The 15,993-nt window shown below is 44.4% G+C and carries 12 protein-coding genes; 1 reads left to right on the forward strand and 11 read right to left on the reverse strand.

Annotated features, from left to right (window positions below; genetic code table 11):
- Positions 1-100: 100 nt before the first annotated feature.
- The 4 genes from mdh to NST79_RS15095 form a co-directional block, all read right to left on the reverse strand.
- A complete protein-coding gene (gene mdh, locus NST79_RS15080) occupies positions 101-1,039 on the reverse strand; it encodes a malate dehydrogenase (RefSeq protein WP_003237775.1) in 939 nt (312 codons plus the stop codon).
- A 43-nt stretch (positions 1,040-1,082) separates the two neighbouring features.
- Positions 1,083-2,354, reverse strand: coding sequence for an NADP-dependent isocitrate dehydrogenase (icd, locus tag NST79_RS15085; protein WP_003229433.1), 1,272 nt, complete (start codon positions 2,352-2,354; stop codon positions 1,083-1,085).
- Positions 2,355-2,518: 164 nt separating this feature from the next.
- Positions 2,519-3,637 carry a citrate synthase gene (citZ, locus tag NST79_RS15090; RefSeq protein WP_212059318.1) on the reverse strand — a complete coding sequence of 373 codons (1,119 nt, stop codon included), beginning with the start codon at positions 3,635-3,637 and terminating at the stop codon, positions 2,519-2,521.
- 332 nt (positions 3,638-3,969) lie between these two features.
- Positions 3,970-4,434, reverse strand: a complete 465-nt coding sequence (locus tag NST79_RS15095; protein ID WP_015251478.1) for a DUF441 domain-containing protein — start codon at positions 4,432-4,434, stop codon at positions 3,970-3,972.
- Positions 4,435-4,530: 96 nt separating this feature from the next.
- Here NST79_RS15095 and ytvI point away from each other — a divergent pair, with 96 nt between their 5' ends.
- Positions 4,531-5,646 (forward strand): sporulation integral membrane protein YtvI, encoded by a 1,116-nt coding sequence (gene ytvI / locus NST79_RS15100; protein ID WP_004399115.1) that lies wholly within the window; start codon positions 4,531-4,533, stop codon positions 5,644-5,646.
- Positions 5,647-5,678: 32 nt separating this feature from the next.
- Here ytvI and NST79_RS15105 read toward each other — a convergent pair whose 3' ends face one another.
- The 7 genes from NST79_RS15105 to dnaE all read right to left on the reverse strand — a co-directional run bounded on the left by NST79_RS15105 (position 5,679) and on the right by dnaE (position 15,984).
- Positions 5,679-6,062: an FxsA family protein gene (locus NST79_RS15105; protein WP_015251477.1), complete on the reverse strand. Its 384-nt coding sequence runs from the start codon at positions 6,060-6,062 to the stop codon at positions 5,679-5,681.
- Positions 6,063-6,154: 92 nt separating this feature from the next.
- Positions 6,155-7,912: a pyruvate kinase gene (pyk, locus tag NST79_RS15110; RefSeq protein ID WP_004398560.1), complete on the reverse strand. Its 1,758-nt coding sequence runs from the start codon at positions 7,910-7,912 to the stop codon at positions 6,155-6,157.
- Positions 7,913-7,954: 42 nt separating this feature from the next.
- Entirely contained in the window at positions 7,955-8,914 is a 960-nt protein-coding gene (pfkA, locus tag NST79_RS15115; RefSeq protein ID WP_003229420.1) for a 6-phosphofructokinase, read from the reverse strand.
- Positions 8,915-9,097: 183 nt separating this feature from the next.
- Positions 9,098-10,075, reverse strand: a complete 978-nt coding sequence (gene accA, locus NST79_RS15120) for an acetyl-CoA carboxylase carboxyl transferase subunit alpha (RefSeq protein ID WP_003229417.1) — start codon at positions 10,073-10,075, stop codon at positions 9,098-9,100.
- The gene (gene accD, locus NST79_RS15125; RefSeq protein WP_024573337.1) at positions 10,060-10,932 is read right to left on the reverse strand and encodes an acetyl-CoA carboxylase, carboxyltransferase subunit beta; all 873 of its coding nucleotides are present in this window, start codon (positions 10,930-10,932) and stop codon (positions 10,060-10,062) included. The genes accA and accD overlap by 16 nt, the downstream gene beginning before the upstream one ends.
- Before the next feature lie 335 nt (positions 10,933-11,267).
- Entirely contained in the window at positions 11,268-12,500 is a 1,233-nt protein-coding gene (maeB, locus tag NST79_RS15130) for an NADP-dependent malic enzyme (protein WP_014664951.1), read from the reverse strand.
- A gap of 136 nt (positions 12,501-12,636) precedes the next feature.
- Positions 12,637-15,984: a DNA polymerase III subunit alpha gene (gene dnaE / locus NST79_RS15135; protein ID WP_212059320.1), complete on the reverse strand. Its 3,348-nt coding sequence runs from the start codon at positions 15,982-15,984 to the stop codon at positions 12,637-12,639.
- Between the last annotated feature and the right edge of the window lie 9 nt (positions 15,985-15,993).

The following is a 15,993-nucleotide window of genomic DNA, read 5'->3' on the forward strand; positions in this document are numbered from 1 at the left end:
TTTTACATCATTTTTAAAAGAAATAAAGACGCTTATGATAGCGCTTTCATTTATAGTAAAAAGAGAAAGGCTGTATTAAGCAAGCCTTTCTCTCTTTTTATTAGGATAATACTTTCATGACATTTTTGACAGATTCAACTGATTTATTCAGCTGCGCTCTTTCATAGTCTGTCAGTTCAAGTTCAATGATTTGCTCAAGACCGTTGCCGCCTACAATTGTAGGAACACCAAGGTAGATGCCTTCATAGCCGTATTCCCCTTCAAGATAAGCAATTGTAGGAAGGACGCGGCGCTGATCTTTCAAGATCGCTTCGACCATTTCTGTCAGAGAAGCCGCAGGCGCATAATACGCGCTTCCGTTTCCAAGAAGATTCACGATTTCGCCTCCGCCTTTTCTAGTGCGCTCCACAATTGCGTCAATCCGTTCTTTCGGAATAAGAGTTTCAAGCGGGATACCGCCAGCATAAGAATAACGCACAAGCGGCACCATATCGTCACCGTGTCCGCCGAGTACGAAACCAGTCACATCTTTCACTGACAGGTTTAATTCCTCTGCCACAAATGTTCTGAATCTTGCCGTATCAAGCACACCGGACTGGCCGATTACACGCTCTTTAGGGAAGCCTGATTCTTTGTACACCGCGTATGTCATTGCATCAACAGGATTTGTCAGCACCACAATAATAGAGTCAGGAGAATATTTTACGATTTCCCGCGTAACGCTTCTCATAATCTTTTCGTTTGTAGAGACCAGATCATCTCTGCTCATACCAGGTTTTCTTGCGATACCGGCTGTAATGACAACAATGTCAGAGCCAGCTGTATCCTCGTAATTGGATGTTCCCGTAATTTTTGCGTCAAAGCCTTGAACCGGGCTTGCTTCAAGCATATCAAGCGCTTTTCCCTTTGTCGGGTTCTCCAATTGCGGAATGTCAACAAGAACAACGTCTGCCAGCTCTTTTTGAGCAATTAAAAATGCAGTTGTAGCTCCGGTAAAACCTGCTCCGATAACAGAAACTTTTTTACGAGTATTTCCCATGTCTCTCTTCTCCTTTATGGCTAGTTTTAGGCTTTTTCCTTGCTTAGTCCATGTTTTTGATCAGTTCTTCTCCGAACTCTGAACATTTCACTTCAGTCGCGCCGTCCATTAATCTAGCAAAATCGTAAGTTACGACTTTAGAAGCGATTGTTTTTTCCATAGATTTGATAACCAAATCAGCCGCTTCGTTCCATCCTAAATGCTCAAGAAGCAGAACGCCTGAAAGAATAACTGAAGATGGGTTTACTTTATCAAGGCCTGCATATTTAGGAGCTGTTCCGTGCGTCGCCTCGAAAATCGCATGTCCTGTTTCGTAGTTGATGTTCGCTCCAGGAGCAATGCCGATTCCGCCGACTTGCGCAGCAAGAGCATCAGAAATGTAATCTCCGTTCAAGTTCATTGTCGCAACGACATCAAACTCGTTTGGACGCGTTAAGATCTGCTGAAGGAAAATGTCAGCAATGCTGTCTTTGATAATGATTTTTCCTGCTGCTTCCGCTTCGCTTTGCGCTTTGTTGGCAGCGTCTTTTCCTTGTTCTTCAGCAATGCGGTCATATTGAGCCCATGTGAAGACTTTATCTCCGTATTCTTTTTCAGCAAGTTCATAGCCCCAGTTTTTGAAGGCGCCTTCTGTGAACTTCATGATGTTTCCTTTGTGAACAAGCGTTACAGATTTGCGGCCATGCTCGATCGCATAATCAATGGCAGCTCTGACCAAGCGGCTTGTTCCTTCTTCTGAAACAGGCTTAATGCCGATACCTGATGTCTCAGGGAAACGGATTTTGTTGACGTTTAACTCATTTTGAAGGAAGCTGATAAGCTTTTGCACTTCTTCAGAGCCTTTTGCATACTCGATGCCTGCGTAAATATCTTCTGTATTTTCACGGAAGATGACCATATCAGTATCTTCAGGGCGTTTTACCGGTGACGGCACTCCAGTAAAGTATCTTACAGGTCTTAAGCAGACGAATAGGTCAAGCTCTTGTCTGAGCGCTACGTTCAAAGAACGGATACCGCCGCCGACAGGTGTCGTTAACGGGCCTTTAATCGCGATGAAATATTCGCGGATCACATCTAATGTTTCAGCAGGGAGCCACTCACCTGTTTTATTATAAGCCTTTTCTCCGGCGTAAACTTCTTTCCATGTAATTTTCTTTTCGCCTTTGTATGCTTTTTCTACTGCTGCTTCCAAAACCTTCGAAGCCGCGTTCCAAATATCAGGACCGGTTCCGTCTCCTTCGATAAATGGGATAATCGGGTTGTTTGGAACGTTTAATACTCCGTTAGAGACTGTAATTTTTTCACCTTGTGCCACAATAAAAACCTCCCAGTATGTAATTCATATTTAGAAAACATTTTATTTTTCTTATATAGAAAACAAAATGATTTTTCCCAACATTCAATTTAAAGTGTAAACCACTTTTGATGTTCTGAACAAGAGGCTAACCTCATTAACGCAAGCCAGCCTCCAATGGTTCTTTAGGCTCTTTCTTCAATCGGAACGAATTTTTGTTTGTCAGGGCCCGTGTAATCTGCGCGCGGGCGGATCAGACGGTTGTTGTCATACTGCTCAAGAATATGAGCGAGCCAGCCGGACATTCTGCTTACAGCAAAAATCGGTGTAAACAAATCATGGTCAATACCGAGGCTGTGATATACAGAAGCCGAATAGAAATCAACGTTAGGCGGAAGCTTTTTCTCTGATGTGACGATGTCTTCTATACGAATCGACATCTCATACCATTTGCTTTCGCCTGTCAGGTTGGTCAGGCGCTTGCTCATTTCTTTCAGATGCTTCGCGCGCGGATCACCATGCTTATACACACGGTGGCCGAATCCCATGATTTTTTCTTTCTTTTCAAGTTTAGCGCGGATGTACGGCTCAGCGTTTTCCACTTCACCGATTTCTGTCAGCATTTTCATAACGCCTTCATTCGCTCCGCCGTGAAGAGGCCCTTTCAGCGCGCCGATTGCTGCAGTAATGCCTGAATAGATGTCAGAAAGTGTTGCGACGCAGACCCTCGCTGTGAACGTTGACGCGTTCAGCTCATGGTCAGCATGTAAAATCAATGCTTTGTTGAAGGCTTCAACTTCAATTGGTGAAGGCTCTTCACCGTTTAATGTGTAAAGAAAATTCTCCGCAATACCGTAATCTTCTCTCGGTTCAACAGGCTCAAGACCCTTGCGAATTCTGGAAAACGCTGCAACCAGGCCAGGCACCTTTGCCTGAAGGCGGATCGCCTTTCTGTAGTTGGCTTCCGGGTTCATGGTATCAGCCTCGCTGTCAAGCAGGCCTAGTAATGAAATTGCTGTCCGAAGAGCAGCCATGGGATGAACATTTTCGAGGGAATAAGATTTGAAGTGCTCAATAATTTCTTGCGGAACGGCAGCTTCCTTTGCAAACTGCTGCTTTAACTCTTCAAGCTCTTTTTTGTTTGGCAGCCTTAGATGCCAAAGCAAGTAGATGATTTCTTCAAAACTTGCATTCTCTGTCAAATCATCGATATCATACCCCACATATGTAAGGGTATCATCAATAATAGAACTAACAGATGATGTTGTTGCTACAACCCCTTCAAGACCGCGTGTCGCTGTCATATATAACATCTCCTTTTCAATAAATTTCCCCTTTAAGAGTGTTGTAAAAACATGAGGCTTACTTAAAAAGCACGATGCAAGTATTTCTCTTCCCCAAAAAGAAAATGCTTACATTTTACTGGCTGCTGGAACTAAAACCCTTTGCTTATGAAAGAACATAACAAATTCTTATAAGCTTATTTAAGTTTAAGCCTATTCTCATTATAAACAATAATCAGACATTTGTTAAATGTTTACCTATAATTTTTTTTTTCATTCTGTGATTTCCCCGAAAAAACGCCTTTATTTGCGGGTTTTTGCATAAAAAAAAGCGGCTTTAAGGCCGCTTTTTTTTATGAAGTGAACAGTTTTACGATCTGCATGGCTAAATAAGCAATCCCCGCTCCGATCAGCGGCCCCACCGCAACTCCTCCAAAAAGCGCGACTGCAAGAATGGTCCCGATCACGAGAGCAGTTGTAATATGCGGATCATTTTCAAGCAGGGCCAGGCCGTTTTTTGCAATCAGCGCCACTGCGATCCCCGCTCCAAGGGCGATCCATGCGTAGGAAGACCGCATTGCTTCTCCAAGCTGCTTAAATCCGATTTCTCCCGTGGCAATCGGGACAAGAACGGCGATGGTAATAATGGTCACACCCCAGTTAATGCCTTTTGACTGGATGGTCGGAAATAATTTCTGATCAAGCCCAACGATTTTGATGATCAAAAGGACGGATACAGCAAAGAGCAATGATTGGTTTTTTGCGATAAGTGCGATAGCCAAGAGTAAAATTAAAAATAAATTCGCTTGTGTAAACACATGCCATCCCTCCTTTAAGATGAATGTATTCATATTCAGCCGCAGCGTGAATACATATAAAAAATAGGACATGCTGACGAGAGGAGGACCGTTTTCGTGAATCAATCTTATATCACTATTTTTTTCAGAACCCTCTTTGTCATATCAATGACCGCAGGGTCGATAGCTGCGGCCTATTATTCGTTTCCGTTAACTTATCCGTTCCTGATCGCCCTTATTCTTTCTTCAGTGATTCATCCTGTTGTCGATTATTTGGACAAAGTGACAGGATTCCCCCGAACGATAAATGTTCTGGGCGTTCTTGCTTTTTTTCTGCTCGCAGCCTTCGGCGTCCTCACCATTCTGGTAGCCGAAATCGTAACGGGAACAGCCTATCTAGCAAAAACGCTGCCTCCGCATATCAGCACGTTTATTTCATATTGCGAAAAATTGTTTACAACTCATATTCAGCCGCTCTATAACGAGTTAACTCTTTTGTTTCAAGAATTGGAAACGAACCAGCAGGCTTCCATCGTCACTCATATCCAGACACTCGGTGATTCTGCCGCTAAAAATGCCGGGCTCCTGCTGTCCCACATTCTAGAGATGATCCCGAGATTTTTCGCTCTTCTTCCCAATACGGCGGCGGTTCTGATTTTTTCTCTTCTGGCAACCTTTTTTATGACAAAGGATTGGCATAAGCTGAAAGCCATGCTTGTTTTAATTCTGCCGGATCGTGTGACAGCTAACAGCAAAGCAATCAGCAGCGAATTAAAAAAAGCAATGACTGGTTTTATCAAAGCACAAGCCGTCCTCGTTTTCATCACGATGGTGATTGTATTTATCGGCCTTTCTCTCTTAAAGGTTGAACACGCCGCAACAATTGCTTTTTTAATCGGGCTTGTAGATCTTCTCCCTTACTTAGGTGCCGGCTCCGTATTTGTGCCCTGGATTTTGTATTTATCGATTACGGGCCAGCTGCCCCAAGCAATCGGAATTGGTATCCTGTACCTCGTCGTTCTTATTCAGCGGCAGCTGACAGAGCCCAAGATACTAAGTAAATCTATCGGGATCGATCCGCTGGCAACACTCATCGCCCTGTTTGCCGGCTTTAAATTATTCGGGTTTTTAGGACTGATTGCGGGACCGGCTGTACTCGTCATCATCCAAGCTTTCATCACAACAGGCGCATTAAAAGAAATATGGTCCTATATCACCGTTCAGCAAAAATAAAACGGCAGCCGTTTTTTCATGGCTGCCGTTTTTTATTTGATGATGATCCGCTTATTCTTCGACATACCTCTCAGCCATTTGAACAGAATCGGCTTACACCAGCCGCGGGTAAACGGGATAAGAAGACAGGCGCCGGCCAAATCTGATAAAAAGCCCGGAAGCATCAGCAATAGACCGCCAATGAAAATGCACAGACCGTCAGCAATCGCTTCTCCCGGCATTTTGCCATATTGAAGATCACGCTGAACCTTATAATACACTTCGGTTCCTTGTTTTTTTGCAGCTGCTGCGCCGATAATGCCAGTCAGAATCATGAATAGAACTGTCGGTAAAATGCCAATCAGCTTGCCTAAAAATAGGAATATGCCGATTTCTATTGCCGGAAACACAATAAAAAGCAAAAACAAAAATCTCATATCCAAGCCCCCCACACGTGTAACACGTTCTGTTCAACAAAAGGCATGATAAAGAGAAAAGGAAGGGATTCCCCTTCCATTTTCACCTGTAATTAAAGAACGCTCGCACGGCCTTGATAGACTGCGCCTCTGGAAGCGTCAACTGTAATATCCTGGCCATCTGTCAAAATAGATGTCGCATTTTCCAGACCCACGATAACCGGGATGCCAAGGCTTAATCCGACTACCGCAGCATGGCTAGTCAAACCGCCTTCTTCTGTAATAAGAGCAGACGCTTTTTCAAGGGATGCAATCATATCACGGTCAGTGCTTTTGGTAACAAGTACCGCACCGTCAGTCATTTTTTGCTCAGCTTCTTTTGCATTTTGTGCAACGACAACCGGACCGTAAGCTGATTTGCGTCCAATGCCTTGGCCTTTAGCGATGATATCGCCGACAGTATGAACCTTCATTAAGTTCGTAGTGCCGGACTCACCGACAGTGCCAGCTGTAATAACGATAAGATCGCCGTGTTTTACAATTCCGCTGTTCAATGATTTTTGGACAGCATCCTCAAGCATCTCATCTGTTGAGCTCGCATTTTGGCCGCTTTCCGCGAATACGCCAGATACGAGGGCAAGCTTTCTGGAAATAGAGTCATTTACAGTAACCGCAACAATCGGGGCCTGCGGACGGTATTTTGCAATCATACGTGCTGTATGGCCGCTTTCTGTCGGCGTTACGATCGCAGCAGCATTCAGGTTAATCGCCGTATGTGCGACAGATTGTCCAATTGCGTCTGTAATTGTCATGCCCACTTGGTCTCTGCGTTTTGAGAGAATTTCTTTATAATTTAATGCTTCTTCAGAACGGGACGCGATGTTATGCATTGTTTGAACTGCTTCAACCGGGTAACTTCCGGCAGCAGTTTCACCAGAAAGCATGATCGCATCTGTTCCGTCGAAGATCGCGTTTGCAACGTCACTTGCTTCCGCACGAGTCGGACGCGGGTTGCGCTGCATGCTGTCAAGCATTTGTGTCGCTGTAATAACAGGTTTGCCCAGCGCGTTGCATTTTTTGATCAGTTCTTTTTGCACAAGCGGCACTTCTTCAGCTGGAATTTCCACACCTAAGTCTCCGCGTGCAACCATTAAGCCGTCAGACACTTCGAGAATCGCATCGATGTTGTCAACGCCCTCTTGGTTTTCGATTTTAGGGATGATTTGAATATCCTGAGCGTTGTGCTCTTCAAGAAGCTCACGGATTTCGAGCACATCCGTAGAACGTCGAATGAAAGATGGTGCGATGAAGTCTACTCCTTGCTCAATACCGAAAACGATGTCTCGCGCATCCTTTTCAGTAATCCCCGGAAGATTGACACTTACGCCCGGTACGTTAACACCTTTTTTATTTTTGAGTGTTCCGTTGTTTAATACTTTTGTTTTGATTTCGCGTTTAGCGGCATCTACATCAAGTACCTCAAGACCGATAAGGCCGTCATCTAACAGAATCGTTGAACCTTGTTCAACGTCATGGACTAAACCTTCATATGTCACTGAAATTTTATCTGTTGTTCCTACAACCTCGTCCATTGAAATAATGAGCTCTTTGCCTGTTTCAAGCTCAATACCGCCGTTTTCCATTGTATGTGTGCGGATTTCAGGACCTTTTGTATCAAGCAGAATTCCAACGTTCTTGCCAAGTTTTTTACTTGCTTCGCGGATATTTTTAATTCTTGCACCGTGCTCCTCAAAATCTCCGTGAGAAAAGTTTAATCGAGCCACGTTCATTCCTGACTCCATTAATTTCGTAAGCATTTCAATACTTTCACTTGCCGGACCGATGGTACAAACAATTTTAGTTTTTCTCATTTGGTTCACTTCCTTCTGAAATCTTCAGCCTTCAGCTGTACATTAGATAGACAGTTCTTTTGAAAGCTGATACATGTTTTGCTCAACTGTGTGTTTTGTCTCAAGTATTTCTATAATATCATGGTCTACAAGCTTATTGTTTTGTATACCTACACAGCGTCCGCCTTTTCCTTCAAGCAGCAGTTCAACTGCATATGCGCCGAGACGGCTTGCCAACACACGGTCAGCAGCACTCGGAGAACCTCCGCGCTGGATATGGCCCAATACAGATACCCTAGTTTCAAGATTTGTTTCTTCTTCAATGCGTTTCCCGAATTCAACACCGCTGCCTACACCTTCGGCAACAATAATAATACTGTGCTTCTTGCCGCGTTCGTGGCCGCGTTTTAAGCGGGCAATGATTTCGTGCATGTCATAGTCTGCCTCAGGGATTAAGATCGATTCTGCGCCCCCTGCAAGACCGGCCCACAATGCGATATCGCCGGCATGACGGCCCATTACTTCGATTACATATGTACGTTCATGAGAAGTCGCTGTATCACGAATCTTATCAATTGCGTCAATTACTGTATTTAAAGCTGTATCGAAACCGATTGTAAAATCAGTGCCTGGAATGTCATTATCAATTGTACCCGGTACACCTACACATGGAAACCCGTGTTCCGTTAATTTTTTCGCACCCATATAGGAACCGTCTCCGCCGATAACAACAAGGCCTTCAATACCAAGCTTCTTCAAGTTTGCTATCCCTTTTTCACGGCCTTCAACTGTTTTGAATTCAGGACATCTCGCCGTATAAAGCTTAGTCCCTCCACGATGTATAATATCGCCTACTGATCCGAGTTCAAGCTTTTCAATCTTTCCGCTGATCAATCCCGCGTATCCGTTGTAAATACCGTAAACTTCAACGTCATGATAGATCGCTTTTCTGACTACTGCGCGAACTGCTGCGTTCATTCCCGGGGAATCCCCGCCGCTCGTTAATACCCCTATTCGTTTCATTCTCCATTCACCTCAGCAACATATATGATTAAACATAACATGATCATTGCCCTAAAAACAATGAAAAGGGATCTCCATCCTCCCTATGAAACCTTACCTATTATACAATTAAATAAATTGTTTTTAAATAAAATTTAAGGAATGTCACAAAAAATAAACGTGAGCCAAAGGCTTCACGTTTATTTAGTTTACCCCGATATATTGATCTTCAACCGAGACTTTGCCAATTGCTTTATATTTTTCATAACGCTGCTGAACTAATTCTTCTTCGCTCAGCTTCAGTAAAGTTTTTAACGATTGTTTAAGGGTTTCGTCCATATAGCTTGCCTGCAGCTTCACATCATGGTGCGCTCCGCCTTTTACTTCTTTAATCATATGATCTATAATACCTAATTCTTTTAAATCCGGCGCAGTGATTTTCATTGTTTCTGCTGCTTTTTTAGCAAGACTGGAGTCCTTCCATAAAAGTGCCGCGGCACCTTCCGGAGAAATAACAGAATAAGTAGAGTTTTCCAGCATATGCAAGTGATTGCCTACACCCAGACCAAGGGCTCCGCCGCTTCCGCCTTCACCGATGACGATGCAGATAACAGGCACTCGAAGGCCGGCCATCTCAAACAGGTTTTTGGCAATAGCTTCACTTTGTCCTCTTTCTTCAGCTGCTCGTCCAGGGTATGCCCCCTTCGTATCAATAAAACAGATAATTGGTCTGTTAAATTTGTCAGCCTGTTTCATCAGACGAAGCGCTTTTCTGTAGCCTTCTGGATGCGGCATCCCAAAATTGCGGACTAGGTTTTCCTTCGTGTCTTTGCCGCGCTGATGCCCGATTACCGTTACAGGGAGGCCGTGGAACTTCGCAATCCCGCCGACAATGGCTTCATCGTCCCCGTACGCTCTGTCTCCGTGACATTCAAAAAAGTCGGTAAACAGGTGTTCGATATAATCAAGAGTTGTCGGACGGTCCGCCAGACGCGCGATTTGAACCCGGTCCCACGGCTTCAAATTTTTGTAAATATCATCCTGAAGCTTAGCGAGACGGTCTTCGAGCCGTTCGATTTCCGCACTTAGATCCATATCGGAATCTTGGGTGAATTTTTTTAGTTCGGCGATTTTGGTTTGCAGTTCAATCACCGGTTTTTCAAATTCTAATCTTGGAGCCACTCAATGTCACCTCCTGTTTGATGCATATCTAGCAGATTTTCTAACGTTTTTTTCATATCGTCGCGATGAATAACCGCATCAAGCTGTCCATGTTTTAATAAAAACTCAGCCGTTTGGAAGTCCTCAGGCAGTTTTTCTCCTATTGTCTGTTCAATAATCCGTCTTCCAGCAAAACCGATCAGCGCGCCAGGCTCAGCGAAATTGTAATCGCCAAGGGATGCAAAGCTTGCTGATACGCCCCCGGTAGTCGGATGCGTCATTACTGAAATAATAAGACCCTGTTCTTCACTGAACAGTTTTAACGCAGAGCTTGTCTTAGCCATCTGCATCAAACTTAATACGCCTTCCTGCATTCTAGCGCCGCCTGAAGCCGTAAAAATAATAAACGGAACTTTATCAGCTTTTGCTTTTTCAATCGCAAGCGTGATTTTTTCACCGACGACTGAACCCATGCTGCCCATTCTGAATGAAGAGTCCATGACGGCGACTACAGCCGGGTGTCCGCCAATGGTGCCCTTGCCTGTCACAACAGCCTCGTTTAAGGATGTTTTCTCGCGATCTTTTTCAAGCTTTTCCAGATATCCCGGGAAACCAAGCGGATTTTCCGAGAGCATTCCCTGATTGAATTCCTCAAAAGATTTTTCATCCATCAAGCTTTCGATACGCTGTTTTGCGTTCATTGGGAAATGATAATCGCAGTTCATGCATACCCGCATATTTTTATCCAACTCTTTAGTGAGCATGATTTTTTTACACTTAGGACATTTTGTCATAATGCCTTCCGGAACATCGTGCTTCGCTTGATCAGATGGTACGGAAGCATACTTTTTCTTTTTCGTGAATATATCCTTTAACAAATGATTACCTCCCTTTTGTGAAGGGTTCTCTTCACCGCATGTCATCAAACAGATAGACTTGCTAATAACTTTACCGAAACTATTGTACTTTTTTTGTCAAACGCTGTCATCCTCAATTCGACAACTTTTTATTCGATGACGTGCTCGGAAAGGCTTGTATGAAATCAGATAAGGTGTTGAAACGACAAGGTTGACAGCGCATTCAAAAATAATGTTAAACCCGGCTGAAATTTTTTTAAGGCTAACCCCCTAAAAAAAAATTCAGCCGTCAGTTTAACTTGAGAACAGCGCGCCGGTCTCCGCCAACGCGCTGCCATTTTTGGAATGAATTAAAATTATTCACCAATAATCGTAAGTTTTCTTGTTTTTTCTGCGACTTCCTCAGGGTCAACAGTGATTCTTGCAACACCTGTTTCCATCGCAGCTTTTGCCACAGCCTTCGCAACAGCAGGCGCAACACGTTTATCAAACGGTGCAGGGATGACATAGTCTGCGCTAAGCTCATCTTCTGAAACCAGTGAAGCAATGGCTTCAACCGCTGCGATTTTCATTTCCTCGTTAATATGAGTGGCACGCACATCAAGTGCTCCGCGGAAAATACCTGGGAATGCAAGAACATTGTTTACTTGGTTCGGGAAGTCAGAACGGCCAGTTCCGATAACGCTTGCTCCGGCTTCACGCGCATCTTCCGGCATGATTTCCGGATTTGGATTTGCCATTGCAAAGATAATTGGATCTTTTGCCATGCTTTGAACCATTTCTTTTGTTAACGCGCCTGCTACAGAGACACCGATAAATACGTCAGCATCAACGATGACATCTTTCAGAGAACCGTCTTTGCGATCTTGGTTCGTGAACTTCGCCACTTCATTTTTGACATCGTTCATGCCGTTCGGGCGCCCTTCATAAATGGCCCCTTTGGAATCGCACATCACAATGTCGCGAACGCCATAATGATGAAGAAGCTTGATAATCGCAATGCCAGCCGCACCCGCGCCGTTTGCGACAACTTTAATGGATGACATGGATTTTCCAGACAGTTTCAGCGCGTTCACAAGACCTGCTACGGTTACAATGGCAGTACCGTGCTGATCATCATGGAAAACCGGGATGTTTGTTTCTTTTTTGAGGCGCTCTTCAATGATAAAGCAGTTTGGCGCTGCAATATCTTCAAGGTTGACGCCGCCAAATGTCGGTTCCAGCAATTTTACAGTTTCAACGATTTTATCAACATCGTTTGTGTTTAAAGCAATCGGGAACGCATCTACGCCCGCAAAGCTTTTGAAAAGAACTGCTTTCCCTTCCATAACAGGAAGCGCCGCTTCAGGGCCGATGTTTCCAAGGCCAAGCACAGCTGTACCGTCAGTTACAACTGCTACCATGTTCCCCTTCATTGTATAATCATATACTTTGTTAATGTCTTCATGAATATCCTTACACGGTTCTGCAACACCCGGAGAATACGCGAGGCTTAGATCTTTCGCATTTCTGACCTCTACTTTTGATTTAGACTCCAGTTTCCCCTGGTTGACTTTATGCAGGTGTAATGCTTCTTCTCTTAATGACATTCTACTAAACACTCCTTATGGATATTTTTTGATTCGTATACTGCTGCGTTGATTGCTGCATTCTGCGGAGTAAATCTATCTGAATATTTAAACAGGATCACATAATTGCTCCAATTGTATAACAAAAAGCGAATCGTTACCACTGTTTTAAAACGACGTTTTTTTGACCCAACAGCTCTTTTAAGCGATATAACACCTGGTGATCTGCATTGATATGGAACGACTCAGGTAGCTTAATCGTCTGTTTTTGCCTTTCATAATAGAGATAAACGCCTGTTTCCCCTTTATGCTCCAGCAAAATGCGCTTAATCTTTGCCAGGATCTCCTGGCTGTGCTGACTGCTTTCTATTTTTATATAAACCGATGGCGCTTTTTCTGCATCCATATTTTCTAATAATTCTGCCCGGGACATGATGAATTGGATCTTATCTTGTCTTACTTCGCATTTCCCCGCTGTGAACAAAAGAGCGCCTTCTCTTAAAACGGGAGAAAGCTGTCTGAATTGTTCAGGGAAGACTACGGCTTCTATCTCGCCGGTTTCATCACTGAGCGTTAAAAACGCCATGTTTTGACCTGTTTTCGTCCGAATCGTTTTGATCTTCGACAGCAGAACGCCTAGTGAAAGCTGCCTTTTGACTGCCCGCTGAGCCTGCAGAATGGAGACTGCTCCTTGCGCAGTGAGCTGTTTTCGGAAGGCGGAGAGGGGATGATTTGAAAAATAAATGCCGAGCGTTTCCTTTTCAAATGCAAGTAAATCCACTAGCGGAAGCTCTTCCGTTTCCACATACTTCGGCTTAATTGAAAACGATTCATCTAAAAACAATCCCATTTGGTCATCGTCCGCGGCGAATAGCTCAGCATGTTCCAAAGCAACATCAATGGATGCGAGCAGCGTGGCCCGGTTTTGGCCGAATTCGTCCATCGCACCAGAAAAGATAAGTGCTTCAAGCATTTTGCGATTTACGCTTTTTGACGGCACGCGAAAGCAGAAATCGAAAAGATCTTCAAATGGTTTCTCTTTTCTTGCTTTATATATATCTTTGACTGCTGAGACGCCTACACTTTTTATCGCGCGGAGGCTGTATCTGACAGATCCGTTTTCAACGGTAAACGGAAAACTGCTTTTATTCACTGACGGAGGAAGGATACGAATCCCGCTCCCCTTTGCTTCGTAAAGATATTGAGAGATTTTATCCTCATTGCCAATGACGCTTGTCAGCAATCCGCACATAAAATATAACGGATAATGAGCTTTCAAATACGCAAGCTGGCACCCGATCATGCTGTATGCCACCGCATGGCTTCGGTTAAAGCCATAGTTTGCGAATTTGACGATTAAATCGTAGACCTCATTTGCAGTGTCTACAGAATACTCCTTTTTTAAGCACCCTTCAACAAAATGGCTTCGCTCTCTGTCCAGGATTTCTTTTTTCTTTTTGCTGACCGCCCTTCTCAATAGGTCCGCTTCGCTTAAAGAAAACCCCGCCATACGGGAAGCAATCATCATAATTTGTTCCTGATACACAATGACGCCATATGTATCTTCCAAAATGCTCCTTAAATCTTCATGAGGATAGTGAACAGGCGCCCGGCCGTGTTTACGGTCGATAAATAACGGAATATTTTCCATCGGACCCGGCCGGTACAGTGCATTGACCGCCACAATATCTTCTAGGCCCGAAGGTTTCAGCCGTTTCAAGACGCTTCTCATCCCTGCAGATTCAAGCTGGAAAATGCCTGTCGTATCCCCTTTTGACAGCAAGGAGAACGTTTTGTCATCGCTGTAGGAAATACTTGAAAGATCTATTTTAATATTTTCTTCTTTTTCAATCATTGAAGTGATGGATTCAATAAGTGTCAGATTCCTCAAACCTAAGAAATCCATTTTTAAAAGGCCCAAGTCTTCAAGATGGTCCATCGCGTATTGCGTTAAATAGATCCCTTCATGCCCTTCTTGAAGCGGAACAACATCTGTTAACGGTTCTTCACTCAGGACAACGCCCGCTGCGTGGGTTGATGCATGCCTTGGCAGCCCTTCTATTTTCCGGGCAATTGAATAGACTTGCTGAAGCAGGCTTGACTCCCGAAGCCGCTTATCCAGCTGCGGTGACTGCTGTCTCGCTTCATCCAGCGTCATTCCCGGTCTTGAAGGAATGAGTTTTGCAAGCTGATCTGCCTCCTTCGGGCTGACGCCGAATACTCTGCCGACGTCCCGGAGCGCCGCCTTTGCCGCAAGTGTTCCAAAGGTGATAATCTGTGCGACGTGCATCGCACCGTATTTCTGCTGAACATATTGAATGACTTCATCCCTTCTAGTATCGGGAAAGTCAATATCAATATCCGGCATGCTGACGCGTTCGGGATTTAAAAATCTTTCAAATAGAAGGTGATGCTTAATCGGGTCAACATCTGTGATATACAGCACATATGCCACAAGAGAACCTGCCGCAGAACCCCTTCCCGGTCCTGTAACAATCCCTTTTTCATGGGCGTGCTTCATAAAATCCCACACGATCAGAAAGTAATCGCTGAACTTCATCCGCTTGATGACATCAAGCTCATATTGAAGACGGCGAAGGTATCGTTCATCAGGCTTGCCGAAACGGCTGCGGAGTCCCTCCATACAGATATCCGTTAAATAATCATCAGCGGACGTTCCGTCTGGGGTCGGAAAAGACGGTAGACGGGTCTGCCCGAGACTGACGTCAACCCGGCATTGTTCCGCGATCTCTACAGAAGCTTGCAGTGCCCTGGGATGCTCTCGATAAATGTTTTGCATTTCTTCGAGTGGTTTCAAATCGAGATCAGGCAAATCTTCAGCGGGTGCATCCGTCAGTTTTTCCCCCGCTTTAATCGCTTTCAAACAACGGTAGGCAGCCTTATCTTCCTTCCTTATGTAATGCACATCGCCTGTGGCCGTAACAGGGATACCCGTTTCTTCTGATAGCTTTAGAATCTGCTCAGACAAGACTTGATTCCCTTTAAAAGGCTGATAGGAGAAATAAAAAGCTCCCTTTCCGAATATAGACTGAAATTCCAGCGAGGCTTGAGCAGCCTGTTCGAACAGCCCTCCTTCAAGAAGCGTTTCAATATATCCTTTTTCGCCGGGCGTTATTGCGATAATCCCTTCTCGATAACTGTGAAGCCATTTCGGCTTCAGTCCGCCTTTTGATTTAGATTGCAGAACGCTGCTGATTTTCAGCAGGTTTTGATAGCCTGTATTTGATTTTGCCAGCAGGACGAGCGGGTATGCTTCAAGCTCGCTGTCATCTGTAAAAACAGAAGCCGTCAAACCGATTATTGGGTTGATCCCTCTCGCCTTGCAAGCTTTATAAAATTGAATAGCTCCGTACATGACATGATCATCTGTCAGCGCCAAAGACGCATATCCGAGCCTGTCAGCTTCACTGACGAGCTCTTCCACAGCCGCGGCGCTGTTTAGCAGGCTATACCCGCTATGCACTTGCAGGTGAACAAAAGACATGCTATCACC

This window comes from Bacillus sp. PS196, assembly GCF_037963555.1.
Lineage (GTDB): Bacteria > Bacillota > Bacilli > Bacillales > Bacillaceae > Bacillus > Bacillus subtilis.